The 24,262-nt window shown below is 69.2% G+C and carries 21 protein-coding genes and 1 tRNA gene; 7 read left to right on the plus strand and 15 right to left on the minus strand.

Annotated features, from left to right (window positions below):
* Nucleotides 1–28: 28 nt before the first annotated feature.
* Nucleotides 29–1,507, minus strand: a complete 1,479-nt coding sequence (locus O6P37_RS07290) for a wax ester/triacylglycerol synthase family O-acyltransferase (protein ID WP_269893426.1) — start codon at nucleotides 1,505–1,507, stop codon at nucleotides 29–31.
* Nucleotides 1,508–1,657: 150 nt separating this feature from the next.
* On the opposite strand from O6P37_RS07290, the gene O6P37_RS07295 reads away from it, so the two are divergent.
* From O6P37_RS07295 to O6P37_RS07310, 4 genes are all read left to right on the plus strand, one after another.
* A tRNA-Arg gene (locus O6P37_RS07295) sits at nucleotides 1,658–1,730 on the plus strand.
* A 105-nt stretch (nucleotides 1,731–1,835) separates the two neighbouring features.
* On the plus strand, nucleotides 1,836–3,821 hold the full coding sequence (locus O6P37_RS07300) for a molybdopterin-containing oxidoreductase family protein (protein WP_269893427.1): 1,986 nt from the start codon (nucleotides 1,836–1,838) through the stop codon (nucleotides 3,819–3,821).
* Between the two features lie 445 nt (nucleotides 3,822–4,266).
* Nucleotides 4,267–4,653, plus strand: coding sequence for an MmpS family protein (locus tag O6P37_RS07305; protein WP_264015602.1), 387 nt, complete (start codon nucleotides 4,267–4,269; stop codon nucleotides 4,651–4,653).
* Nucleotides 4,650–7,535, plus strand: a complete 2,886-nt coding sequence (locus O6P37_RS07310) for an MMPL/RND family transporter (RefSeq protein WP_269893428.1) — start codon at nucleotides 4,650–4,652, stop codon at nucleotides 7,533–7,535. Before O6P37_RS07305 ends, O6P37_RS07310 begins: the two co-directional genes overlap by 4 nt.
* 147 nt (nucleotides 7,536–7,682) lie before the next feature.
* Here O6P37_RS07310 and O6P37_RS07315 read toward each other — a convergent pair whose 3' ends face one another.
* Together O6P37_RS07315 and O6P37_RS07320 are read right to left on the minus strand one after the other, a co-directional pair.
* Entirely contained in the window at nucleotides 7,683–8,120 is a 438-nt protein-coding gene (locus O6P37_RS07315; RefSeq protein ID WP_408633130.1) for a DUF5078 domain-containing protein, read from the minus strand.
* Nucleotides 8,121–8,162: 42 nt separating this feature from the next.
* The gene (locus tag O6P37_RS07320; RefSeq protein ID WP_269893430.1) at nucleotides 8,163–8,570 is read right to left on the minus strand and encodes a DUF732 domain-containing protein; all 408 of its coding nucleotides are present in this window, start codon (nucleotides 8,568–8,570) and stop codon (nucleotides 8,163–8,165) included.
* An 80-nt stretch (nucleotides 8,571–8,650) separates the two neighbouring features.
* On the opposite strand from O6P37_RS07320, the gene O6P37_RS07325 reads away from it, so the two are divergent.
* Complete coding sequence (locus O6P37_RS07325) at nucleotides 8,651–9,403, plus strand: enoyl-CoA hydratase (RefSeq protein WP_269893431.1); 753 nt, start codon at nucleotides 8,651–8,653, stop codon at nucleotides 9,401–9,403.
* A gap of 13 nt (nucleotides 9,404–9,416) precedes the next feature.
* On the opposite strand, the gene O6P37_RS07330 is transcribed toward O6P37_RS07325, so the two are convergent.
* From O6P37_RS07330 to O6P37_RS07365, 8 genes are all read right to left on the minus strand, one after another.
* Nucleotides 9,417–10,571, minus strand: coding sequence for a dihydrolipoamide acetyltransferase family protein (locus O6P37_RS07330; RefSeq protein WP_269893432.1), 1,155 nt, complete (start codon nucleotides 10,569–10,571; stop codon nucleotides 9,417–9,419).
* A complete protein-coding gene (locus O6P37_RS07335; protein WP_408633125.1) occupies nucleotides 10,568–11,626 on the minus strand; it encodes an alpha-ketoacid dehydrogenase subunit beta in 1,059 nt (352 codons plus the stop codon). Before O6P37_RS07335 ends, O6P37_RS07330 begins: the two co-directional genes overlap by 4 nt.
* 1 nt (nucleotide 11,627) lies before the next feature.
* Nucleotides 11,628–12,695, minus strand: a complete 1,068-nt coding sequence (gene pdhA / locus O6P37_RS07340; protein WP_269893433.1) for a pyruvate dehydrogenase (acetyl-transferring) E1 component subunit alpha — start codon at nucleotides 12,693–12,695, stop codon at nucleotides 11,628–11,630.
* A gap of 221 nt (nucleotides 12,696–12,916) precedes the next feature.
* Nucleotides 12,917–13,729: an HpcH/HpaI aldolase/citrate lyase family protein gene (locus O6P37_RS07345; protein ID WP_269893434.1), complete on the minus strand. Its 813-nt coding sequence runs from the start codon at nucleotides 13,727–13,729 to the stop codon at nucleotides 12,917–12,919.
* Entirely contained in the window at nucleotides 13,729–14,220 is a 492-nt protein-coding gene (locus tag O6P37_RS07350) for a MaoC family dehydratase (RefSeq protein ID WP_264015484.1), read from the minus strand. Before O6P37_RS07350 ends, O6P37_RS07345 begins: the two co-directional genes overlap by 1 nt.
* The gene (locus tag O6P37_RS07355; RefSeq protein ID WP_269893435.1) at nucleotides 14,217–15,377 is read right to left on the minus strand and encodes an acyl-CoA dehydrogenase family protein; all 1,161 of its coding nucleotides are present in this window, start codon (nucleotides 15,375–15,377) and stop codon (nucleotides 14,217–14,219) included. Before O6P37_RS07355 ends, O6P37_RS07350 begins: the two co-directional genes overlap by 4 nt.
* 2 nt (nucleotides 15,378–15,379) lie before the next feature.
* Nucleotides 15,380–17,362, minus strand: coding sequence for an acetyl/propionyl/methylcrotonyl-CoA carboxylase subunit alpha (locus tag O6P37_RS07360; RefSeq protein ID WP_269893436.1), 1,983 nt, complete (start codon nucleotides 17,360–17,362; stop codon nucleotides 15,380–15,382).
* 8 nt (nucleotides 17,363–17,370) lie between these two features.
* Nucleotides 17,371–18,975, minus strand: a complete 1,605-nt coding sequence (locus O6P37_RS07365) for a carboxyl transferase domain-containing protein (protein WP_269893437.1) — start codon at nucleotides 18,973–18,975, stop codon at nucleotides 17,371–17,373.
* Nucleotides 18,976–19,070: 95 nt separating this feature from the next.
* On the opposite strand from O6P37_RS07365, the gene O6P37_RS07370 reads away from it, so the two are divergent.
* Nucleotides 19,071–19,688 carry an SACE_7040 family transcriptional regulator gene (locus tag O6P37_RS07370; RefSeq protein WP_269893438.1) on the plus strand — a complete coding sequence of 206 codons (618 nt, stop codon included), beginning with the start codon at nucleotides 19,071–19,073 and terminating at the stop codon, nucleotides 19,686–19,688.
* Nucleotides 19,689–19,700: 12 nt separating this feature from the next.
* On the opposite strand, the gene O6P37_RS07375 is transcribed toward O6P37_RS07370, so the two are convergent.
* The 3 genes from O6P37_RS07375 to O6P37_RS07385 all read right to left on the minus strand — a co-directional run bounded on the left by O6P37_RS07375 (nucleotide 19,701) and on the right by O6P37_RS07385 (nucleotide 22,102).
* Nucleotides 19,701–19,856: a DUF6131 family protein gene (locus O6P37_RS07375; protein ID WP_269893439.1), complete on the minus strand. Its 156-nt coding sequence runs from the start codon at nucleotides 19,854–19,856 to the stop codon at nucleotides 19,701–19,703.
* Nucleotides 19,853–20,119 carry a hypothetical protein gene (locus O6P37_RS07380; protein WP_269893440.1) on the minus strand — a complete coding sequence of 89 codons (267 nt, stop codon included), beginning with the start codon at nucleotides 20,117–20,119 and terminating at the stop codon, nucleotides 19,853–19,855. Before O6P37_RS07380 ends, O6P37_RS07375 begins: the two co-directional genes overlap by 4 nt.
* 90 nt (nucleotides 20,120–20,209) lie before the next feature.
* Nucleotides 20,210–22,102 carry an alpha/beta hydrolase family protein gene (locus O6P37_RS07385; protein WP_269893441.1) on the minus strand — a complete coding sequence of 631 codons (1,893 nt, stop codon included), beginning with the start codon at nucleotides 22,100–22,102 and terminating at the stop codon, nucleotides 20,210–20,212.
* An 87-nt stretch (nucleotides 22,103–22,189) separates the two neighbouring features.
* Here O6P37_RS07385 and O6P37_RS07390 point away from each other — a divergent pair, with 87 nt between their 5' ends.
* Nucleotides 22,190–22,912 (plus strand): MmpS family transport accessory protein, encoded by a 723-nt coding sequence (locus O6P37_RS07390; protein WP_269893442.1) that lies wholly within the window; start codon nucleotides 22,190–22,192, stop codon nucleotides 22,910–22,912.
* Here the strand turns inward: O6P37_RS07390 and O6P37_RS07395 are convergent.
* Entirely contained in the window at nucleotides 22,909–24,225 is a 1,317-nt protein-coding gene (locus O6P37_RS07395; protein ID WP_269893443.1) for an MFS transporter, read from the minus strand. The genes O6P37_RS07390 and O6P37_RS07395 overlap by 4 nt on opposite strands.
* Between the last annotated feature and the right edge of the window lie 37 nt (nucleotides 24,226–24,262).

Consider the following 24,262-nt stretch of genomic DNA (forward strand, 5'->3'; position numbering starts at 1 on the left):
CGCGGGTCGGATTGCTGCTCGTCCGCCGTCACTGCTGTGCGCTCCCATTCGACGATGCCTTCGACCGGTCGGCGACCGATGCGGGTGACGCCCGGCCCGGGCCGCCCAGCGCGAGCACCTCGTCGAAACCGTCGATGAGGCAGCGGGCGAACAGGTCCGGGTCTCTGACCGACGCCCGGTCGTATCGGGCGGTGACGGTGCAGTACCCTGAGCGGGACACCAGCACCACCATCATCGCCACTCCGGGCAACGGCCCGATTCCGTACTGGCGCAGTATCTTCGCACCGGCGATGTAGGTGTCCCCCGCGTACACCGGCACGTTGCTCGCCTGCACGTCGGAGTTCACCACCGACCCGGCCATGGCTTCGAGCACCGAATCGGGCATCAGGCTCGCCACGGGCGCGACGGCGCCGACCATGTCGAGCGCACGCTCCTCACGCTTGCGGGTCATCTGCGCCCGGACTCTGCCGATGCGCGCCACCGGGTCGGTGACCCCGATCGGCGCAGCCAGGTTGACCCCGACGAAGCGGTTGCCGCCCGCCGGGTCTGCATCCGACCGCAGGCTGACGGGGACCGCCATCGGCAGCGTCGCGACCGGCATCCCGAACGCCTCGTGATAGAGGCGAAGCGCGCCGCACACGCCGGCCAGGTAGGCGTCGTTGATGGAACCGCCCGCCGCCTTCGCCGCCTTGTGCAGGTCGCTGAGCACCATGTCGATCGCCTCACTGCGCGTCGACAGGCTGCGCCGCCGCAGCAGCGGTGAGGGCTGCGCGACCGAGCCCACCACCCGCGCGCCGGACCGGGCGTAGTCGACCACCCCGCCGACCGTCGACACCGGGTCGCGGACCACCTTGCCGACGGCCCCGAGGGCGCCACCGAGCACCCCGCGGACACCGCCGAGGATCGACAGCGGTAACCGGTTGACGCCTTCGCGCATCAGGTCGTTGGGCGAGAGGTCCTGCGGGATGGGAAGCGGCGGCGCCTGCTGCGGCGGCGGATCGCGTTCCAGGTCGTAGACGCTGGCGAACATCTCCACTCCGCCGACCCCGTCGGTCACCGCGTGACTGAAGTGCAACATCGTCGCGGCACGACCGCCCTCCAATCCCTCGATGAGGGTGGCCGTCCACAGCGGCCGGGAGATGTCCAACGGTGACTGCAGGGCGATCTCGGCGAGGTCGATCAGCTGGCGCATCGTGCCCGGGTCGGGGATCCGCACCCGGCGCACGTGGAAGTCGAGATTGAAGTCCGGGTCGACGACCCAGCGTGGGGCCGCGGTCGGCAGGGTCGGGGTGACGACCTTCTGGCGCAGCCTCAACACCTTGCGGGAGGCGTATTCGAAGCGGGTGCGGAACCGGTCCCAATCCGGTGTGACGTCGAGGATCTCGACGGTCAGGATCCCCGAGCGGGTGCGGGGATTGGCCTCGCCGCGGTGCAGGATCTGGTCGAACGGGCTCAGTTCCTCGGGCAGTGCCGCCGTGTCCGGTTCCGGCACGTCGCTCGTCGCCACGCTGTCCCCCCTCATCGCCTGTGACCGCTGCCAACACGCTAGTCCGCGGGTAGTCCCGGTGCTGCGGCTTTCATGGCGGTGGCGAGGCGCCTCGCGCGAATCCTTCACCCCACCGGGCCGGAGTGCCCGTGGCGTTAAAGTAGCTCCGCTGCCCCCGTAGCTCAGCGGATAGAGCAGCCGCCTTCTAAGCGGTTGGTCGCAGGTTCGATCCCTGCCGGGGGCGCTTCCCATTCGCCGGGCGGTCCACGGAAACCGCATTCTCGTTTTTGCGTAGCCGTTCTCTTCAAATGCACATCCCTTCCCGCCAGGCGAGAGTACGTTTCCCGACATGCACACCGTCCGCAGTTTCTGCCGGGTCTGCACATCCGTCTGCGGCATCCTCGTCGATGTCGACGGCGACGAGGTACTGCGCGTCCGCGGCGACAAGGAGCATCCGTTCTCCAAGGGCTACACATGCGCCAAGGGACGCGCACTGCCGTTGCTGCACCACCATCCCGACCGCCTCGAACGGCCCCGCATGCGGATCGACGGACGCCAGCAGGACGTCAGCTGGGACGCCTGTCTGGATGACCTGGCCACCCGCCTGCGCGCGATCATCGACGAGCACGGCCCCGGCTCGGTCGGCATCTACTTCAGCACCATGGAGAGCGCCGGTTTCCGGATGGCCGAAGCGTTGCACGCGGCGATCGGCACCCCGGCCAAGTTCAGCCCGCTGACCATCGACGGCACCGCCAAACCGCTGGTGTCGGATCTGGTCGGCGGATTCATGGGGCTGTCCGGCCGGACGGATCTCGACACCACCGACTTCCTGCTGCTCGTCGGCGCCAACCCGGTGGTCTCCCACGGCCACGCCATCTCGATGCCCAACCCGACGGGCACCGTGCGCGACATCGCCGCACGCGGACAGGTGTGGGTGATCGACCCGCGGCGCACCGAGACCGCCCGTCTGGCGACCGGCCACCTGGCGCCGCGTCCCAGCACCGACCACGCGGTGCTGGCCCACCTGGTGCGTGAGGTCCTGCGCGACGGCGTGAAACCCGATGTCCCCGTTCAGGGCATCGACGAGCTCGCCGCGGCGGTGGAGCCGTTCACCCTGGCCCACACGGCGAAGTACGCCGACGTCACCGAAGCCGACCTCATGCGGCTCGCGAGGGCGGTCCGCGGCGCCAGGTGCGTCGCCATCGAGACCGGGACCGGCGTGACCATGACCGCCGAGCGCGCCAACGTCACCCAGTGGCTGGCGTGGGTGCTGATGATCCTCACCGGCGCGATGAACCGGCCGGGCGGAACCTGGTTCCACCCCGGGTTCGCCTATCAACTCGAGGCTTTCGGTGATCTGCTGCCGATCACCCCGATCGAGGGATCGTTCGGCCCGGGTCCGCGCAGCCGGCCGGAGGCGCAGGCGTTCATCAACGAATGGCCGTGCGCGGTCCTTCCCGACGAGATCGAGGCGGGCAACATCCGCGCGCTGATCAACGTGGGCGGCAGTCTGGTCACCAGCTTCCCCGAGACGGGAAAGCTCATCCCCGCGTTGCAGAATCTCGAGGTCTTCGCCACCACGGAGATCATCGACAACGAGACGACGCGGCTGGCGACGCACGTCCTGCCGACCAAGGACCCGCTCGAACGTCCGGACATCACCCTGCACGACATCCTGAGCTCGCGGGTGTCGGTCCAGCACACCCATGCCGTTGTGGGGCCGGTCGGCGAGCGGCGATCGATGTGGTGGGTGTTCGCCGATCTGGCGCGGCGCCTCGGCTACGACGTCGGCACGCTCGCCAATCCGGACACCAGTACCGACGACGACGTCCTCGCCGTCCTGCTGGCCGGCGGCCGGACGCCCTTCGACGAGGTGGTCGCGACCGGCTGGGCGGAGGCCCCCCGCGAGCTGCCCGCGGAGTGGGTGGACCGGCACATCGACCGGATGGGCGGCTGGCGACTGGCTCCGCCGATCCTCGTCGCGCAGCTGGCGGGCCTCGAGCCGCCGCCCGAATTGATGATGGTCCCGCGTCGGCAGCGCAAGAAGCTCAACGGACAACTCGACTTCCTCGGCGAGCCGGCGGAGATCATCGTCCATCCCGATGACGGCGCTGCCGCGGGCGTCGTGAGCGGTGGACGCGTCACAGTGCGCAGCGCGAACGGCGAGGTCACCGGCATCGCGAAGCTCGACGACTCGGTCCGGACGGGCGTGGTCTCGATTCCGCACGGTCACCACGACTGCAATGTCAACCGGCTGACCAGTAAGGACGACATCGACGTGGTCACCGGGATGGTGCGTTATTCCGGGATCGCCGTCAGCCTGCATCCCGCCTGACCAGCAAAGCGCCCCCGGGACGTAGCCCGGTCGCAGCCACCGGTCCCGTGTAATCTGCACCCACCGTTCAGCGTGCGGATACAGGGCTCATCAGGCACGGCACCAGGCGATCGACCAGGTGCGAAGTGTGAGCCACATCACACTCACAGGATCTCGTGAGCTACCGCACAGTAGCCGGGCACGTCTGTTTTCCGGACGACAAGTTAAATAGGCTAATCTCTGTCGCGACGACTGTTTGTCTGGCGTCATTCATCGGGTCGAAATGTAAGGGGTCACCATGTCTCGGACGGACAACGTCACCTATGACGGTCCCGGACAGGTGAGCCAGCCGCCGGTCGGGCAGCAACCGGCGACCGCGCCGGCGCCGCCGTCGCACCAGAAGCCGACCAAGCGGCGGCCGACGGCCGTCGACATCGTCAAGAAGATCTGGATCCCGCTGCTCATCATGATCGTCGTGGTGGTGGCCGGATTCACCGTGCACCGCATCCGGGGATTCTTCGGCGCCGAAGGCGTGACGGTGACACCCAAGGTGTTCGCCGACGACCCCGAACCCTTCGACCCGAAGGTCGTCCGGTACGAGATCTCCGGCAACGGCAGCTACGCCGACATCAACTACCTGGACCTGGACGCCAAGCACCAGCGGGTGGACGGGGCAGCGCTGCCCTGGAGCCTGACCCTGGAGACGACCGCTCCGTCGGCGGCTCCCAACATCGTCGCCCAGGGCGACGGTGACTTCATCTCCTGCCGAGTCATCGTCGATGACGTCGTGAAAGACGAGAGGACTTCCAGCGGCGTGAACGCCCAGACCTTCTGCTACGTGAAATCGGCATGAGCGCACCCACCTACGACGCGCCCACCGACGCTTTCCCGCCCGCCCGACGCCCTTCGCAGCCGTTCATCCCGAGGATGATCCGCGCCTTCGCGGTGCCGATCATCCTCGCCTGGATCGCCGTGATCGCCGTCGTCAACGTCGTCGTCCCGCAGCTCGAAGAGGTCGGGCAGCTGCGCGCGGTGTCGATGAGCCCGGACGACGCCCCGTCGATGATCTCGATGCAGCAGGTGGGCAAGGTCTTCGAGGAAGGCGACTCCGACAGCCAGGTGATGATCGTCCTCGAGGGCGAGAACCCACTCGGCGACGACGCACACGCCTACTACGACCAGCTCATCGACAAGCTGGAAGCCGATCCCGCCCACGTCCAGTCCGTGCAGGACTTCTGGAGCGACCCCCTCACCGCCACCGGCGCGCAGAGCAGCGACGGCAAGGCCGCCTACGTCCAGCTGAAGCTGGCGGGCAACCAGGGCGAGTCACTGGCCAACGAGTCGGTGGACGCGGTCCAGGCGATCATCAACAGCATTCCGCCGCCGGACGGGGTGAAGGCCTACCTGACCGGCCCGGCCGCACTCGCGGCCGACCAGCACATCGCCAGCGACCGCAGCATGCAACTGATCGAGGCGGTCACGTTCACGGTCATCATCATCATGCTGCTGCTGGTCTACCGCTCGATCATGACGCTGATCCTCGTCCTGGTGATGGTCGTGCTCTCGCTCGCGGCGTCCCGCGGCGTGGTGGCCTTCCTCGGCTACTACGAGATCATCGGACTCTCCACGTTCGCGACGAACCTCCTTGTCACACTCGCGATCGCCGCCTCCACCGACTACGCCATCTTCCTGATAGGCCGATATCAAGAGGCGCGAAGTGTCGGCGAGGACAAGGTGACCGCGTACTACACGATGTTCAAGGGCACGGCCCACGTCGTGCTCGGCTCCGGCCTGACGATCGCCGGCGCCACCTTCTGCCTGAGCTTCACCCGGCTGCCCTACTTCCAGACCCTGGGCGTCCCGCTGGCGATCGGCATGGTCGTCGCGGTGGTCGCCTCGCTCACACTGGGTTCGGCGATCGTCGTGGTGGCCAGCAAGTTCGGGGCGCTGGAGCCGAAACGCGCACTGCGGACCCGTGGTTGGCGCAAGGTCGGGGCGGCAGTGGTGCGGTGGCCGGGTCCCATCCTGATCGGCACCGTCGCCCTCGCGCTGATCGGCCTGCTCACGCTTCCCGGGTACCGGACCAACTACAACGACCGGCACTACCTGCCCGCCGACCTGCCGGCCAACGAGGGATACGCGGCCGCCGACCGGCACTTCGACCAGGCCCGGATGAATCCCGAGCTGATGATGATCTCCAGCGACCACGACCTGCGTAACTCGGCGGACTTCCTGGTGATCGACAAGATCTCGAAGGCCATCTTCCGCGTGCCCGGCGTGGCGCGCGTGCAGGCGATCACCAGGCCGGACGGCAAGCCGATCGAGCACACGTCGATCCCGTTTCAGATCAGCATGCAGGGCACCACCCAGCAGATGAACCAGAAGTATCTGCAGGACCGGATGGCCGACATGCTCAAGCAGGCCGACGAGATGCAATCCACCATCGACACGATGACGCGGATGCAGAACCTCACCGCCCAGATGGCCGACACCACGCACAGCATGGTCACCAAGATGAAGGGCATGGTCGTCGACATCGAGGAATTGCGCGATCACATCGCCGATTTCGACGACTTCTTCCGGCCGATCCGCAACTACTTCTACTGGGAACCCAAGTGCTTCAACATCCCGGTGTGCTGGGCGCTGCGCTCGGTCTTCGACACCCTTGACGGCATCAACGTGATGACCGACGACATCAAGGCGCTCATGCCGGACATGGAGCGGCTGAATTCCCTTATGCCGCAACTGGTCACGATGATGCCCGAGATGATCGAGACCATGAAGACGATGAAGACCATGATGCTGACCATGTATGCCTCCCAGAAGGGCATGCAGGATCAGATGGCCGCGATGCAGGACGAGAACAACTCGATGGGCGAGGCCTTCGACGCGTCGATGAACGACGACTCGTTCTACCTGCCACCGGAGATCTTCGACAACGAGGACTTCAAGCGCGGCATGGAGCAGTTCATCTCGCCGGACGGTAAGTCGGTGCGCTTCATCATCTCCCACGAGGGCGATCCGATGTCCCCGGAGGGCATCAAGCGCATCGACGCCATCAAGCTGGCAGCCAAGGAAGCCGTCAAGGGCACTCCGCTGGAGGGCTCGACGATCTACCTCGGCGGCACCGCGGCGACGTTCAAAGACATGCAGGACGGCAACAACTTCGACCTGCTGATCGCCGGGATCGCCGCGCTGGCACTGATCTTCATCATCATGTTGATCATCACCCGCAGCGTGGTGGCCTCCGCGGTGATCGTGGGCACGGTGGTGTTGTCGCTCGGCGCCTCGTTCGGCCTGTCGGTGCTCATCTGGCAGCACCTGCTCGGCATCGAACTGCACTGGATGGTGATGGCGATGGCGGTGATCATCCTGCTCGCCGTCGGCGCCGACTACAACCTGCTCCTGGTGTCGCGGTTCAAGGAGGAGATCCACGCCGGACTGCACACCGGCATCATCAGATCGATGGGCGGCACCGGCTCGGTGGTGACCTCGGCCGGCCTGGTGTTCGCGTTCACGATGATATCGATGGCGGTCAGCGAGCTGACGGTGATCGGTCAGGTGGGCACGACAATCGGACTGGGTCTGCTGTTCGACACGCTGATCGTGCGGTCGCTGATGATGCCCTCGATCGCCGCCCTGCTCGGGCCGTGGTTCTGGTGGCCGCAACGGGTTCGGCAGCGGCCGGTCCCGACGGCGTGGCCGCAGTCGCCGCAGAACTTCACGTCCGTCTGAGCGACACCCGAAACGAGATCCGCCCGGTCGATCCGACCGGGCGGTTCTCGTTGTGGCGCACATGATTGCGGTGGACCCCGCTGCACTGAGCGCAAAAAGAATCCGCCCGGCCATACGGCCGGGCGGATCTCTTGGTGGCTCGGGTTGTTACCAGACCCAGACGGACATGTCGTTCGGCGGGTAGTTCATGCAGATGTCCGTGGTGTGCGCGGCGACGCCCTTGTTGTTGAAGAAGATCTTCGCCCAGTTCGGCCAGTTCCAGTGCAGCTGCTCGTAGAACGCGTTGGTCACGGTGTCCTCGGAGTACTGGCGACGGCCCTTGTAGTCCATCGAGAAGAACCAGTGGATGCGGTCCTGGACCGCGCGGTGCACCTCGGGCGACTTGTTGTTGTAGTCGATCATGTACCGCTCGTAGTACACCGGTTCGACGTCGCGGGCGGCGGCCAGGATCTGCTCGGCCGTGCACGGCGTCCGCAGGATCCGGTTCGGGATCGGATAGTCGTCGGTGGCGTCCGCGGAGGCGACGCCCGGCGCGACCGTCATCAGGCCGGCGGCGGCGACCGCCACCATCCCGGAGTGGACCATGGAGCGAATGCTCTTACGCATGTCTGTCTTACCTTCCTGACGTCAGCGCTCGGCCGGCAGCGGGGGGCCTGCCGGCACCGGTGCCGGTGCGGGGGCCGCCGGGTCGGCGACCCGTTGCAGGGCCACCATCTGGTTCGGGCAGTACACGGGGATGGCTTCACCGAGGAACTGCCACGACTGCTCGGTGGTGCTGCCCCTCTGCAACTGGTCGAAGACGAACTTCGCCGACTGCACGGCGTCCTTGTCGACGCCGCGGTTCAGCCGCTTGCAGGCGATCTTCGCGATCCAGGCGTTGTAGTCCTTCTGACCGTAAATGCCGTAGGCCTGAAGGCGCTTGGCGAATGCGGTGTCCGGTTCGGGCTGCGCCATCGCGGGCGCAGCCAGGCCAACGGCGATCGCCGCACCCGCGACCGCGGTGGTCAGTCCCTTGGTGAGTCCCGCTAACTTCATGGGTGGATACTACATTGCTCCGGCCGGTCGACGCAGCCACTCGACAGTGGCAAAAAGCGGGTGCGAATAGGCTCACAGCCGTGTCCAACCCGGTCCTGGTCGACGTCGCCGACCACATCGCCCTGATCACCGTCAACGATCCCGATCGCCGCAACGCGGTCACCTTCGAGATGTCCGCCGGCCTGCGCCGGGCCGTCGACGCCGCCGAGGCCGACGACGACGTCCACGCCGTGATCGTCACCGGCGCGGGCAAGGCGTTCTGCGCGGGCGCCGACCTGACCGCGCTGGGCGAGGCCACCGAGGACGGGCTGCGCCGCATCTACGACGGCTTTCTCGCGATCGCCGACTGCGCACTGCCCACCATCGCCGCCGTCAACGGGGCAGCCGTCGGCGCCGGGCTCAATCTGGCGCTGGCCGCCGACGTCCGCATCGCCGGGCCGGCGGCGCTGTTCGATCCCCGGTTCCAGAAACTCGGCATCCATCCCGGCGGCGGCGCGACGTGGATGCTCAACCGCGCCGTCGGGCCGCAGGCCGCGCGGGCGGCGCTGCTGTTCGGCATGCGCTTCGACGCCGAGGCCGCCGTCCGCCACGGGCTGGCGCTCGAGGTGGCCGACGATGCGGTCGCGGCGGCGCGCGCCCTCGCTGCGGGCCCGGCTTCGGCGCCCCGCGACGTCGTCATCGCCACGAAGGCGTCGATGCGGGCGACCGCCAACCCCGGCACGGTCGACAGCGACCAGCACCGGGCGGCCGTCGACGTGGAGATCGGCCCGCAGGCCACGTCCATCGAGTCACCCGAGTTCGCCGCCCGGCTGGCCGCGGCCAAACGCCGGTAACGCCGATCCCCGACTACAGGTCCGCGAGCGCCAGGTCCGGTGACTCGACGAGCTCGCGCAGCTCGCACAGGAACGCCGCCACCTGGGCGCCGTCGGCGACACGATGATCGAACGCGCACGTGAGCGTCATCGTCTGGCGGGCCACCACCTCGCCGTCGAGCACGACGGCGCGCGGCTTGAGCGAGCCGATCCCGAGAATCGCCGCCTCGGGGTGGTTGATGACGGGCACGCCCTCGTCGAGGCCGAGCGCACCGAAGTTCGAGACCGTGAACGTCGAGCCCTGCAGTTCGCCCGGCGTGAGCGTGCCGGCCCGCGCGCCGGACGCCAGCCGCGACACCTCGGCCGCGAGTTCGCGGGTGGTCCTGGCGTGCGCGTCGGTCACCACAGGCACCAGCAGCCCGCGCGGCGCCGCGACGCCCACTCCGAGGTGAATGGCGGAGTGCCGGTGGATGCGGGGCCCATCGACGGTGTCCATCCAGGTGGCGTTGAGCAGCGGGTGATGGCGCAACGCGACGATCAGCAGGCGAAGCATCAGCACGAACGGCGTGACCGACTCCGCACCCAGCCGGTCCCTCAGCCTGAGCAGCCGGGTGCCGTCGACCTGTACCGAGGCGTTGGCGTCGGGGATCTCGCGGCGGGACACCGCCATCCGGCGCGCCATCTCCAGCCGCGCCCCGCGCACCGGGTCGTCGTCCGCCTCGGCCGCATCACCGGGTGGCTCGACCGGCGCCTCGACCGCCGCGAGGACGTCGGCGCGGGTGACGATCCCGTCGGGTCCCGATGGTTCGACGGCGGTGAGATCGACGTCCAGGTCGGCCGCCAGCTTGCGCACCGGCGGTTTCGCACGGGCCCGCCGCCTGCTGCCGTCCATCGAGTCGTCGGCGCCGTAGCCGACCAGCACGGCCGTGCGGGCCGGCGCCGCGGCGGTCTCGATCCGCACCAGCGGCGCGCCCACGTCGAGGGTGTCCCCGGCGGCGCCGCCGAGGGCGACGATGCGGCCCGCGTACGGGCTGGGGATCTCGACCTCGGCCTTGTTGGTCTCGACCGTGCACAGCGTCTGGTTGAGTTCGACGTCGTCGCCGACCGCGACGTGCCACGCGGTGACGGTGGCGTCGGCGAGCCCCTCCCCCAGATCGGGCACCGCGAAGTCGCGGACGGTGGTGGTCATGGCCTCGTCATCGCCTTCTCGACGCAGTCGAGCAACCGGTCCGGCCCGGGCAGCCACAGCTTCTCCAGCCGGGCGGGTGGATACGGGGTGTCGAAGCCGGTGGCCCGTAACACCGGCGCCTCCAGGTCGTAGAACAGGTCCTCCTGGATGCGTGCCGCCAGTTCGGCGCCGAATCCCAGTGTGCGGGGGCCCTCGTGCATGACCACGGCGCGGCCGGTCCGGCGCACCGATTCCGCCACGGTGTCGAAGTCGAGCGGGTTCAGCGACCGCAGGTCGACGACCTCGAGGTCCCAGCCGAAGCGGTCGGCGGCGATCTCGGCGGCGCGGGTCGCCGTCGCCACCAAGGATCCGTAGGTCACCACCGTCACATCGGTACCCGGCCTGCGGATCACGGCCTTCCCGATCGGCGGTCCGGGGACCGTGGTGTCCACGGGACCGCGTTCCCAGTAGCGGCGTTTGGGCTCGAGGTAGATCACCGGATCCGGGCAGGCGATGGCATGGCGCAGCAGCCAGTAGGCGTCCGACGGCGTGGCGGGCACCACCACCTTCAGCCCGGCGGTGTGCAGCCAGTAGCTCTCGGTGGACTCCGAATGGTGTTCCACCGCACCGATTCCCCCGAACGACGGAATCCTCACGGTGACCGGCATGTCCACCTCGCCGTGCGTGCGCATGCGGTACTTGGCCAGATGGCTGACGATCTGGTCGAACGCCGGCGCCGCGAATCCGTCGAACTGGATCTCGGGCACCGGCACGAAGCCGCGGATGGCCAGCCCGACGGCGATGCCGATGATCGCCGACTCGGCCAGCGGGGTGTCGAAACACCGTTGCTCACCGAAGGTCTCGGCCAGCCCCTCGGTCACCCGGAACACGCCGCCGAGGGTGGCGACGTCCTCGCCGAACACCAGCACCCGGTCGTCGGCGGCCAGCGCGTCGTGCAGGGCACGGTTCACCGCCCGCGCCATGGTCGACTCGGTGTCGGTGCGCACGGTGCTCAGCATCGGCCGGGGGACATCGTCACCGCCGTTGGCCGCGGGCCGTTCGATGGTCTGGGTCATCTCATCCCTCCTTCGCGAGTTCGGCGGTCAGCTCGTCGCGCTGGCGCATCAGGTCGGGCGTGATGTCGTGGTAGACGGTGTCGAACACCTCGGCGACGTCCATGTCCGGTGTGTCGAGCACCGACTGCCGGAGTTCGGCCCGCAGGCGCTGCGACCGGTGCGCCACCCGCTGGTCGAGGCGGTCGGACCACACCCCGGTGGCCTGCAGGTAGCGCCGGTAACGGTCGACGGGGTCGCGCGCCCGCCAGGTGTCGACCTCGCCGTCGGTGCGGTAGCGCCGCGGGTCGTCGGAGGTGGTGTGCGGGCCCATCCGGTAGGTGAGCGCCTCGACGAACGTCGGCCCGCCGCCCTCGCGGGCCCGCCGCGCGGCCTCGGCCGTCACCGCGAAGCAGGCCAGCACGTCGTTGCCGTCCACCCGCACCGCGGGCATGCCGTAGCCCTCGGCGCGGTGTGCGAGCGACGGGGCGGCGTGCTGTCGTCGCTCCGGCACCGAGATGGCCCACTGGTTGTTCTGGACGAAGAACACGACGGGCGCGCCGAACACCGCGGCGAGGTTGAGCGCCTCGTGTGCATCACCGGTGGAGGTGGCGCCGTCGCCGAGGAACGCGACGGTCACCGAGTCCTCGCCGAGCCGCTGCGCGGCCATCGCCGCCCCGACCGCGTGCAGACCCTGGGTGCCGATCGGGATCGCGATCGGCGCGCAGCACCTGCTGGTGAAGCCGAGACCGCCGTGCCAGCGGCCGCGCCACACGGCTGCGACGTCGCCCGGGGGGATGCCGCGGACGAGGAAGACACCGAGTTCGCGGTACTGCGGGAACAGCCAGTCGGTCTTGCGCAGACACGCGGCGGCGCCGACCTGGGCGGCCTCCTGGCCTCGGCAGGACGCGAAGAGTGCGAGCTCGCCCTGGCGCTGCAGGTTGACGAGTTCGGTGTCGACCTCGCGGGTGACGACCATCGACTCGTAGAGCCAGGCCAGGGTCTCGGGCGGGAGGTCTCTTCGGTACCGGGCCTCGTCGGTGGGCGCGCCGTCGGGCGCCACCAGTCGAATCGGTTCGACGAACCCGGCCATACCGCCTCCTGGGGTCACTGGCGGCGGGTCGCGCCGTCAGGCGACTGAGGTGCTCGGTACGAGGCGGTCAGAGCAGGGCCTCGGGTGTGAGGCCTGTCGGCCGGCGGCCAGGGTATGGCGCCGGCGCGACGATGCGCACTGCTCGCTCCGTATCGGGGCACCTTCCAGTATGCCCCTGAAGCGGGTGTCCGCAGGCCGACCCGCCGCCGCGGCGCCGGGACTCAGCTGCGGGGTGCCAGCGCGACGATGCGCTCGGCCCGCCGCAACACCGGCGAATCCACCATCTGCCCCTCGAACTGGAACACCCCGCGTTCGCTGCGCGCGGTGTCCAGGACTCGCTGCGCCCAGTCCACCTGCTCCTCGGTGGGCGCGTAGGCCGCCCGGATGACCGCGACCTGGCTGGGGTGGATGGCGACCTTGGCGTCGAACCCGACCGCGACGGCGTCGTCGCTCTCGGCCCGCAGTCCGTCGAGGTCCTTGATGTCGAGGTACACCGAGTCCAGCGCGATCCGGCCCCACGCCTTGGCGGCGAGCAGGCTCTGCGACCGCACGTGCCGGGCCACGTCGCGGTAGCTGCCGTCGGGCCAGCGGTTGGACGTGCCGCCGGTGACGGCGAACAGGTCCTCGGCGCCCCACATGACGGCGTAGGCGTTGTCGACGCGGGCGGTCTCCGTGACGGCCAGCGCGCCCAGCGGGGTCTCCACGAGCACGATGACGTCGAACGGCGCGAGTGAGCGCACCTGGTCGGCGGATTCGGTCTTGGCGAGCATGATCGTGGTGTAGCCGGTCTGCGCCAGGGTCGTCATGTCGAGCGCGTGGTCCGGTGTGCTCACCGGGTTGACCCGCACCACGGTCCGGTCCGGGTCGAGGCGGGTCTCGAGCAGCGCCTTGCGCGCCGCCTCCCGGTCCTTGGCCGCGACGCCGTCCTCCAGATCGAGGATCACGACATCGGCTGCGGCGGCGGCCTTATCGAAGCGTTCGGGCCGGTCGGCCGGGCAGAACAGCCAGCCGGGGCCGTTGGTTCCCAGCGCCATCAGGCGTCCGCCTCGGGACGCTTGCGCACCATCGTCTTCCGCGACGCGGTCGCCACCACGTCGCCGTGCTGGTTGCGGGCGACGTGGGAGAAGGTGACGATGCCCTCCCCCGGGCGGCTCTTCGACTCGCGCTTGTCGGTCACCTCGGTCTCGGCGTAGAGCGTGTCACCGTGGAACAGCGGTTTCGGGAACGCCACCTCGCCGAAGCCGAGGTTGCCGACGATGGTGCCCTGCGTCAGCTGGGCCACCGAGAGCCCGACGAGCGTGGAGAGGGTGAACATCGAGTTCACCAGTCGCTGGTTGAACGGCGGCAGCGCATCGGAGAACGCGGCATCCAGGTGCAGCGCCTGGGTGTTCATCGTCAGCGTGGTGAACAGCACGTTGTCGGCCTCGGTGATGGTGCGGCCGGGACGGTGCTGGTAGAGCACGCCGGTCTCGAACTCCTCGAACCACAGCCCCCGCTGGACGACAACCCGCTTCGCCTCGCTCACAGGCCCGCCTCCCGCGCGATCAGCATCAGCTGCACTTCGGTTGTGCCCTCGCCGATCTCGAGGATCTTGCTGTCGCGGTAGTGCCGCGCCACCGGGTACTCGTTCATGTAGCCGTAGCCGCCGAACACCTGGGTGGCGTCGCGGGCGTTGTCCATCGCCGCCTCGCTGGCGACCAGTTTGGCCACGGCGGCCGCCTTCTTGAACGGCTTGCCCGACAACATGAGTGCCGCCGCGTCGTAGTAGGCGGCGCGGGCGGCGTGGGCGCGGGCCTCCATCCGTGCGATCTTGAACGACACGGCCTGGTACGTGCCGATTGCCGCACCGAACGCCTGGCGCTCCTTGGCGTACTTGACGCATTCGTCGACGCAACCCTGGGCGGCGCCGACCGACAGCGCCGCGATCGCGATCCGGCCCTCGTCGAGGATGCGCAGGAAGTTGGCATACCCGCGGCCCTGCTCGCCCAGCAGGTTCTCCTGCGGGACGCGGACGTCGTCGAAGCTCAGCGGGTGGGTGTCCGAGGCGTTCCAGCCGACCTTGTTGTACGCCGGTTCGGCGGTGAAGCCGTCGGTGGGGACCGGCACCAGGATCGCCGAGATCTCCTTCTTGCCCTCGCGTTCACCGGTGACGGCGGTGACGGTCACCAGCTTGGTGATGTCGGTGCCGGAGTTGGTGATGAACTGCTTGGAGCCGTTGATCACCCAGTGTCCGTCGTCGAGCTTGGCGGTGGTCCTGGTGGCGCCCGCATCGGTGCCGCCGCCCGCCTCGGTCAGCCCGAAGGCGCCGAGCGCCTTGCCGCTGGCCAGCAGCGGGAGCCACTCCTGCTTCTGCGCCTCGGAGCCGAACCGGTACACCGGCATCGCGCCGAGCGACACCCCGGCCTCGAGGGTGATCGCCACGCTCTGGTCGATCTTGCCGAGCTCCTCCAGCGCGAGGCAGAGCGCGAAGTAGTCGCCGCCCATGCCGCCGTACTCCTCGGGGAACGGCAGGCCGAACAGGCCCATGTCGGCCATCCCGGCGACGACCTCGTACGGGAACGAGTGCTCCGCGTCGTGTTTGGCGGCGACCGGCGCGACCACACCCTGGGCGAAGTCGCGGACCGTCTTGGCCAGTTGCTCGTAGTGGTCCGGCAGTGTGCCGGTCGACAGAAAGTCACCCATGATCAGCTCTCTTCCGCGGTGATGCGGGCCAGCAGCTGGCCCACCTTGACCTGGTCGCCCACGGCGACAAGCAGTTCGACCGCGCCGTCGACCGGGGACGTCAGCGCGTGTTCCATCTTCATCGCCTCGACGGTGACCACCACGGCGCCTGCCGCGACGGTTTCGCCGCCGGAGACCCCGACCGCCACCACCGATCCTGGCATCGGACTGGTCAATTCGGCGTCGCCGCTGTGGGCCTCGTCGGGCCGCACCGGCTCCTCGGGCACCTCGTCGACGACGGCGATACGCCCTGCGCCGGCCAGCCAGATCCGGCCGTCGGCGGCGGCCACGACGTACTCGGCGCGCAGCCCGTCGACGGTGACGACGAGCCGGTCACCGTCGAGCGCGGCGGACAGCGATCGCGCCGGACCGTCCTCGATCGCGACCACCGCGCTGTCGGGGGTGCCGGTGATGTGGACGTGATCGGTGCGGTGGCCGGCGTGCAGGCGCACGGTCGTCGGCGCCGCCTCCCCCAGCCGCCACCCGGTGGGGACCGCCCACAGGTCGCCGCCGCCTGCCGGCCACCCGCGCAGCCACACGACGGCGGCGGACGCGATCAGCTGGTCGTCGCCGATCGGGACCGGCACGAAATCCGGTGTCCGGCGGTCGAGCAGGCCGGTGTCGAGGCGGCCGGCCGCCACGTCGGGATCGGCCAGCAGGAAGCGCAGAAAGTCGATGTTCGTCGTGACGCCGAGGACGGCGGTGCCCGCGAGCGCGCGGTCGAGGGTGCGCAGTGCCGCGGCCCGGTCGTCACCGTATCCGATGACCTTGGCCAGCATCGGGTCGTAGTCGCTGCCGATCACCGAGCCGGCGCGGATGCCGGAATCCACCCGGATGCCGGGGCTGCGGGGTTCGGCCACGTCCAGCACGGTTCCGCCGGTGGGCAGGAAACCGTTGACGGGATCCTCCGCGTACACGCGTGCCTCGATCGCGTGGCCGCGCAGCACGATGTCGTTCTGCGCGAAGGTGAGCGGGTGCCCGGCGGCGACCCGCAGCTGCTGCTCGACCAGGTCGATGCCGGTGACGAGTTCGGTGACCGGGTGCTCCACCTGCAGACGGGTGTTCATCTCCATGAAGAAGAACTCGTCGGGCCGGTCGGCCGACACGATGAACTCCACGGTGCCCGCGCCGGCGTAGTCGACGCTGCGGGCGGTGTCGCAGGCGGCGGCGCCGATCCGGTCCCGGGTGGCGGCGTCGAGCAGCGGTGACGGCGCCTCCTCGATCACCTTCTGGTGGCGGCGCTGCAGGCTGCACTCGCGTTCCCCGAGGTGCACCACGGCGCCCTGCCCGTCGGCCAGCACCTGCACCTCGATGTGGCGCGGGTTGAGCACGAACCGCTCAAGGAACAGGGTGTCGTCGCCGAATGCTGCGGCGGCCTCCCGCCGGGCCGAGGTGAGCGCGGCGGGAAGGCCGGCGGCCTCGTGCACCACCCGCATGCCCTTGCCGCCACCACCGGCCGACGGCTTCACCAGCACCGGGTAGCCGATGTCGACGGCGCCGGCGATCAGGTCGTCGTCGGTCAGCCCCGGACGCGACACCCCGGGCACCACCGGGACACCGAACGCCGACACCGCGGCCTTGGCGGCGATCTTGTCGCCCATGGTGCGGATCGCATTCGCGGGCGGACCGACGAATGCGATGCCCGCCTCGTGCAGCGCCGTTGCGAATTCCGCATTCTCCGAGAGGAATCCGTACCCGGGATGTACGGCCTGGGCACCGGTGCGCCGCGCCGCATCGATGACCGCGGCGATGTCGAGGTAGCTCTGCCGCGCGGCCGCGGGTCCGATGTGCACGGCGACGTCCGCCGCGGCGACATGGCGTGCGCCGGCGTCGGCCGCGCTGTAGACCGCGACCGACCGGATGCCGAGCGCACGCAGCGTCCTGATAACGCGCACGGCGATCTCGCCGCGGTTGGCGACCAGAACGGTGTCGAAGAGAGTCGTCATATCGCCCGTCACATCCGGAACACACCGTAGGAGACCGGCTCGAGGGGGGCCTGCCCCACAACCGAGAGAGCCAGTCCGAGCACGGTTCTGGTGTCGGCGGGGTCGATCACCCCGTCGTCCCACAGCCGCGCCGTCGAGTAATAGGGGTTGCCCTGGTGTTCGTACTGGTCGCGGATCGGGGCCTTGAACGCCTCCTGCTCCTCGACAGGCCACGGATCCCCCGCCGCCTCGCGGGCGTCCGCACGCACCGTCGCGAGCACCGACGCCGCCTGCTCGCCGCCCATCACCGAGATCCTGGCGTTGGGCCACATCCAGAGGAACCGCGGCGAGTACGCCCTGCCGCACATCGAGTAGTTGCCCGCGCCGTACGAGCCGCCGATCACCACCGTCAGCTTGGGCACCCGCGCACAGGCGACCGCGGTCACCATCTTGGCGCCGTGCTTGGCGATGCCGCCTGCCTCGTAGTCGCGGCCGACCATGAACCCGGCGATGTTCTGCAGGAACAGCAGGGGCGTGCTGCGCTTGTCGCACAGTTCGATGAAATGCGCGCCCTTGAGTGCGGATTCGCCGAACAACACCCCGTTGTTGGCGACGATGCCGACCGGATGGCCGTGGATACGGGCGAAGCCGGTCACCAGCGTCGTGCCGTATTCGGCCTTGAACTCCGAGAATTCGCCACCTTGGGCAAGCGAAGCGCCGGGGGAAGGCCCGTCGACGATCCGGGTGATCACCTCGTGCACGTCGTAGGGCACCCGGGCGTCGACGGGAACCACGTCGTAGAGCTCGGTCTGGTCGGCCACCGCGTCGACCGTCGGCGCCACGTCCCACGGCGGCGTGCTGCGCGGGCCCAGGGTAGCGACGATGCGCCGCACGATGCGCAGGGCGTCGCGGTCGTCGTGGGCGAGATGGTCGGTGACCCCGGAGGTCTTGGAGTGCAGGTCGCCGCCGCCGAGGTCCTCGGCCGTCACCACCTCCCCGGTCGCCGCCTTCACCAGCGGCGGGCCGCCGAGGAAGATGGTGCCCTGATTGCGCACGATGACGGCTTCGTCGCTCATCGCGGGCACGTACGCCCCGCCCGCGGTGCAGGATCCGAGCACCGCGGCGATCTGCGCGATGCCGCGCGCGGACAGGGTGGCCTGGTTGTAGAAGATGCGGCCGAAGTGGTCGCGGTCCGGGAACACCTCGTCCTGCCGCGGCAGGAAGGCGCCGCCGGAGTCGACGAGGTAGATGCACGGCAGCTGGTTCTGGCCGGCGATCTCCTGCGCGCGCAGGTGCTTCTTGACCGTCACCGGGTAGTAGGTACCGCCCTTGACCGTCGCGTCGTTGGCCACGATCATGCACTCGCGCCCGGAGATCCGGCCGATGCCGGCGATCATCCCGGCGCCGGGACACTCGTCGTCGTACATGCCGTCGGCGGCGAGCGGCGCCACTTCCAGGAACGGGCTGCCCGGGTCGAGCAGGCCGTCGACCCGGTCGCGCGGCAACAGCTTGCCGCGCCCGACGTGGCGCTCCCGTGCCTTGGCGGGACCGCCGAGGGCGGCGGTGGCCAACTTGTCGCGCAACTGCGCCACCAGGGCGAGGTGATCCTCGCGGTGTGATGACCGCGGCGTCATCGCAGCACCCATCTTTTGAGTTAATGAGGAATAACTCATGGTATGTTAGTGGCGATTAACCGAGATGTCCACCGCCGAAATCGAGGAGCCGCAGTGTGACCTCTCCGGCGCCGCAGGACGGCACCCGCCGCAGCCGGGCGAAATCCGACCGCCGCAGTCAGCTCATCGCCGCGGCGGAGCGACTGGTGGCCGAAAAGGGCTATCTCGCCGTGCGGTTGGAGGACATCGGCGCGGCGGTGGGAGTGAGCGGTCCCGCCATCTACCGGCACTTCCCCAACAAGGAAGCGATGCTGGTCGAGCTGCTGGTCGGCATCAGCACCCGGTTGCTCGCCGGGGCTTCGGAGGTGGTCGCCGGCACCGACGACGCGGCAAGCGCGCTCGAGGGGCTCATCGACTTCCATCTGGACTTCGCACTCGGCGAGTCCGACCTGATCCGGATCCAGGACCGCGACCTCGGCCATCTCCCCGATCCCGCCAAGCGGCAGGTACGAAGAGCGCAGCGGCAATACGTGGAGATCTGGGTGTCGGTGCTGCGCCGGTTGGACGAGACGGTGGGTGAGGCCGACGCCCGGCTGATGGCGCACGCCGCGTTCGGGCTGCTGAACTCGACGCCGCACAGCGTGAAGCCCTCGACGACGAGAGCGGCCGAGGCCAGCTCGCGGTCCGTCCTGAAGAAGATGACGGTCGCTGCGCTGACCTCGGCCGGTCGCTGAGGTGGTTGAGAGCTAATACCAGACTTTTCGGCCACCCACCGCGCGTCCGGTCGAGCCCAGGATCCACAGGACGACACCGATGACGATCAGCACGACGCCGATGTACAGCAGTATCGAGATGTTGATGAAGTACCCCAGCAAGGCCAGGATGATTCCGAGGATGATCATGCCAACACTCCAATCTTGTATTCGATTGTCTGCCCGGAGGGTTCGGGCAGGTCACTTGCGCTTGGCTCCGGAACATTGACCTTGCTGCAGTCAGCCTTCGGATTCACGCCGAAGTAGTTGAGCGGTCCCGCCACCACCGTGAGGGCGATGTTGGCTGCGGTTGCGCAGTTCGCGTCGCCCTGCCTGAAATAATCGCGCTGAAAGGCAGCGAAGACGCCGATCAGCAACCAGATGAGCACAATCAAGCCGAGTAGGCCCCTCATGCCGTGCCTCCATCCCTTTTACGCCCTAGTGGCGCAGCACGGTTTTACCCAACCGACAAATTCTCCAAACCTCGCCTCAGCGAGCAGGGCTCATCCGATGGCGGTAGCGGCGAACGCTTTCATGAGCCACTGACGCATCGCGTTGACCAGCACCGCGCGGTTTTCCCGCTTGACGATCTCGTGGCCGTCGTCGTCGAACGTCAGGAGCTCGGCTGTGCGGTCCAGGGATCGCAACGCCTCGAACATTTGCTGCGATTCGCTCGGGGGCACGTTGGTGTCGTTCGCACCGTGCACCAGCAGTAGCGGAGCGGTCAATGCGTGCACCCGCAGCAGCGGCGACAACCGCTCCAGCAGCTCCCGGTCGCCGACCGGATGGCCGTACTTCGGATAGGCCGCGGCGGCGATCCACGGCTCCGTGGTGCGGTACCAGGTGTTGAGATCGCTCATCCCACAGATGCTGATGCCCGCCGCGAACAGTTCGGGGTGGAACGCCAGGGCGGCCTGGGTCAGGTATCCGCCGTAGGACCAGCCGCAGCAGGCGATCCGGTCGGCCGACACCGCCTCGCGGTCGATGAGGAAGTGCACGCAGTCCGCGACGTCGTCGATGGCCGCGAAACGCAGCTCCTTGTCGTCGGCGTGCATGAACGCCCGGCCGCCGCCACCGGAACCACGGACGTTCGGGGTGAACACGGTGATGCCCGCCTCCAGCAGCGGCGGGTAGAACTCGTTGTAGCCCGGCCGCGACTGCCCCTCGGGTCCGCCGTGCAGGAAGATCATCGCGCCGATCGGCTCCACCGGGGCGGGCGGCCGGTAGAGCCAGCCGCTGAACTCCAGCCCGTCGCGTGCGGTGACGAATTCCAGTGTCGGGTCCGCGGTCAACGGCCCGAGGCTCGGCTCGCGGTGCACGCGTTCCCATTCGCGGGTGCGCGGGTCGACCAGTTCGATGGTCGGCGGCAGCGACGGACTCTCCACCGTCATCGCCACCATCGACCCGCCTGCGCTGATGGTGAGCTCGGTGGCCACCAGACCGGGCAGCGGGATCGGCGGACTCAGCGTGTTGTCCGCGTACTCCAGGATCTGTAACTCGCTGCAGCCGTGCTTGTTCCACAGCAGCGCCACGGTCGACAGGTCGTCACTGACGACGAACTCGTCGAGATCGAACCCCGGCTTCTCGGCGACCACGTGGTACGACACGCCATCTTCGGTGCTGGTGACCTCGATGAGCCGGGCGTGCGATGCCCCGTTGTCACTGCGGATCAGCGCCCGCACGAAGCCCTCGGTGCTGTTGAGGCCATAGGTCTTCGCCGGGTGGTACAGCTCGAAGGACTCGCCCGTCGTACCGGCGCGCAGCCGCCGCGGGGTGTGGTCGTCGAGGATGAAGCCGAGGTCGGTGGTCGAGCCGGGATCGTAGGGCAGCAGGGCGAACTCGGTGAGTCCCCGCAACAGGATCAGGTCTCGGTACCCGCGCGGTCCGACGCGCACCAGCGCAGCGCCGGCCCAGGCGTCGACCAGCCGGCCTGCGGTGCGGCGGTCGAGCACCACCGTGCTGCCGTCGGCCGGGTCGATCAGGCACGAACTGCCCACCCCGTCCTCGCCGGTGAGGATCGCCGCGACCTGCGTGCCGTCCCAGCCGATCAGCTCGGCGCTGCCCTCGGGATGTCCGTGGGGCCAGCTGTCGATCCGACGGGCGTCGCGGTCATCGGGATCGTTTGTCACCACCCAGATCTGGAATCGGTCGCTGCCGTCCGGTGCGACCTGGCAGGCCAGCCAGTGACCGTCCGCGGAGTGCATCACCCGGGTGACCGGGCCCTCGACCGGCAGTTCGACGTCACGCGACGAACTCGCGCGCCAGCCCCGCAGGAACCGCTGCACCGCCCGTGGGAAGCCACCGTCGTCGACGAGGTGGGCGAATGCCGTCGCATCAGGCGACAGTGACGCGCCGTAGTTCGCCCGCACCTGCCGTCTCACGCCTTGATTGTCCATCGTGTCCGGCGGCGGGGTCGGCCTCCCCCCGGAACCGAGCCGCCGCGACACCGGCTTACGCGGGTACCCTGCGACCATGAGGTGGGCATGACCGGATCGCGTCGCGACGGCGAGGAGCCGGGCTATCACGACCCCGCGTACGCCAATCAGCCGCCGTACGGCAATTACCCGCCACCCACCGGGCCCGCCCCCACCCAGCGGCTGCCGCAGTACTCGCAGTACGGCTACGACCCCGCCGACCCGTACGCCGCCGGCCAGTACGCCCCCCACGAACCGGCCGAACCCCCGCCCGGCGAGCCGAAGTCGCCGCAGTGGCTCTGGTGGGTGGCCGCGGCCGCGGTACTGGTGGTCGTCGGACTGGTGATCGCCCTGGTCATCTCGAACAGCTCCCGCCAGCAGACGGTGGTCGCACCGGCGCCGGCGATGCCCGAGCCCACCGCCAGCACCACCCCGCGCACGACCACCACCACCTCGCCGAGCCCCAGGCCGGTGCTCCCGCTGCCCACCACCTCGGCGCCGACACCGACGACGACGGCGTCCGGGCAGACCGAGACCGTCACCTACGACGTCTCCGGCGACGGCCGGGCGATCAGCATCACTTACACCGACAGCGGCGGGCTCCCGCAGACCGAGTTCAACGTGATGCTGCCGTGGAGCAAGCAGGTGGACCTGCCCGCGCCCGCGCAGAGTGCCGCGCGGATCAGCATCATCAACCTCGGCAACCAGGTGTCCTGCACCGTCTCGATCAACGGCGTGACGACCGAGCAGCGCACCGGAGCCGGGCTCACGATCTGCGCGGGACTGGGCTAGCGACGCTTCGGCACGCGCACGAACAGCATCGCGATCAGGCCGAGCGCCAGCACCGCGGCCAGCCCGCCCATCCCGGCGCGATCGGTGCCGAACAGCGCGATCGCCGAGGCGAAGAACCACGGCGCCAGCGGCGACGCCGCCCGCCCCGTGGTGGTGTACAGCCCGAACGCCACGCCTTCCTTGCCTTCCTCGGTGATGCGCAGCATCTGGGTGCGCGCCGACGACTGGGTCGGTCCGACGAACAGGCACAGCAGCAGTCCGCAGATCCAGAACGCGGTGGTGCCGTCGAGGGTGATCAGCACGATCGAGACCACCACCATCGACGCCAGCGACCCGACGATGACGGGTTTGGAGCCGACCCTGTCGTCGAGCAGTCCGCCGAGCACCGCGCCCAATGCGGCCACGACGCAGGCGCAGACACCGAACAGCAGCAGGTCGGCCTGTGACACGCCGTACACCGCCCCTCCCAGCACGGCGCCGAACTGGAAGACCCCGGTGAGGCCGTCCCGGAAGATAGCGCTGGCGACCAGGTAGTAGACGATGTTGTGGTCGCGCCGCCACTGGTCCTTGAGCTCCGCCCACAGCTTCCGGTAGGCGCCGAGGAAGCCGACCCGCGGCAGCACGTCGACCGGGGCCTCGACGCCGCGCTTGAGCAGCAGCGGGATGGCGAACAGCACGAACCAGGCGGCGGTGAGCAGCATGGCCGCGCGGACCGGCCAGCCGTCCGCGGCGGTGATGCCGAAGAATCCGCGGGTCGGGCCGTCGCCCTGCACCAACCCGAGGTAGACGATGAGCAACAGCCCGACACTGCCGAAATATCCTGCCGCAGCGCCGAAGCCGGAGATGCGCCCGGAACTCTCCGGCGTGGACAGGTTCCGCAGCATCGCGTTGTACGGCACCGTCGCCAGATCGCTGCACGCCGCCGTGAACGCCAGCAGAATCAGGCCCGGCCACAGGTAGCGGGGGTCGTCGCGGATCAGGCTCATCGAGGCGGTCGAGGTCACCGCGACGCCGGTCAGCACGATCAGCATCGGGCGCCTGCGGTGCGCCGCGTCGACCCAGATGCCCGTCGCCGGTGCGAGCAGAGCGACGATCAGACCGGACACGGTCAGCGCGTTACCGAGCCAGCCCGCCGGCGTCGTCGGCCCGGCGAGGCCCTCGCCGACCTGTCCGGTGAGGTACACCGAGAACACGAAGGTGATGACGATGGCGTTCATCCCGGTGGCGCCGCAGTCCCACAGCGCCCATGCGACGACTCCCGATCGCGGCGGGGTCCGCTCGGGTGATGCGGGCGGACGCGACGACACGCTCATCGCCGCCCACCCTAGTGCCAGCCGCCGGTCCACGGCC

Source organism: Mycobacterium hippophais (genome assembly GCF_027529605.1).
In the GTDB taxonomy this organism is placed as follows: Bacteria; Actinomycetota; Actinomycetes; order Mycobacteriales; family Mycobacteriaceae; genus Mycobacterium; species Mycobacterium arseniciresistens.

Bases quoted from the DNA above. Each gene is read 5' to 3' on its own strand.
- O6P37_RS07300 (WP_269893427.1), top strand. From the start codon at position 1,836: ATGCACACCGTCCGCAGTTTCTGCCGGGTCTGCACATCCGTCTGCGGC.
- O6P37_RS07305 (WP_264015602.1), top strand. From the start codon at position 4,267: ATGATCGTCGTGGTGGTGGCCGGATTCACCGTGCACCGCATCCGGGGA.
- O6P37_RS07310 (WP_269893428.1), top strand. From the start codon at position 4,650: ATGAGCGCACCCACCTACGACGCGCCCACCGACGCTTTCCCGCCCGCC.
- O6P37_RS07315 (WP_408633130.1), bottom strand. From the start codon at position 8,120: ATGGTCCACTCCGGGATGGTGGCGGTCGCCGCCGCCGGCCTGATGACG.
- O6P37_RS07320 (WP_269893430.1), bottom strand. From the start codon at position 8,570: ATGAAGTTAGCGGGACTCACCAAGGGACTGACCACCGCGGTCGCGGGT.
- O6P37_RS07330 (WP_269893432.1), bottom strand. From the start codon at position 10,571: ATGACCACCACCGTCCGCGACTTCGCGGTGCCCGATCTGGGGGAGGGG.
- O6P37_RS07335 (WP_408633125.1), bottom strand. From the start codon at position 11,626: ATGACCCAGACCATCGAACGGCCCGCGGCCAACGGCGGTGACGATGTC.
- pdhA (WP_269893433.1), bottom strand. From the start codon at position 12,695: ATGGCCGGGTTCGTCGAACCGATTCGACTGGTGGCGCCCGACGGCGCG.
- O6P37_RS07345 (WP_269893434.1), bottom strand. From the start codon at position 13,729: ATGGCGCTGGGAACCAACGGCCCCGGCTGGCTGTTCTGCCCGGCCGAC.
- O6P37_RS07355 (WP_269893435.1), bottom strand. From the start codon at position 15,377: ATGGGTGACTTTCTGTCGACCGGCACACTGCCGGACCACTACGAGCAA.
- O6P37_RS07360 (WP_269893436.1), bottom strand. From the start codon at position 17,362: ATGACGACTCTCTTCGACACCGTTCTGGTCGCCAACCGCGGCGAGATC.
- O6P37_RS07365 (WP_269893437.1), bottom strand. From the start codon at position 18,975: ATGACGCCGCGGTCATCACACCGCGAGGATCACCTCGCCCTGGTGGCG.
- O6P37_RS07375 (WP_269893439.1), bottom strand. From the start codon at position 19,856: ATGATCATCCTCGGAATCATCCTGGCCTTGCTGGGGTACTTCATCAAC.
- O6P37_RS07380 (WP_269893440.1), bottom strand. From the start codon at position 20,119: ATGAGGGGCCTACTCGGCTTGATTGTGCTCATCTGGTTGCTGATCGGC.
- O6P37_RS07385 (WP_269893441.1), bottom strand. From the start codon at position 22,102: ATGGACAATCAAGGCGTGAGACGGCAGGTGCGGGCGAACTACGGCGCG.
- O6P37_RS07390 (WP_269893442.1), top strand. From the start codon at position 22,190: ATGACCGGATCGCGTCGCGACGGCGAGGAGCCGGGCTATCACGACCCC.
- O6P37_RS07395 (WP_269893443.1), bottom strand. From the start codon at position 24,225: ATGAGCGTGTCGTCGCGTCCGCCCGCATCACCCGAGCGGACCCCGCCG.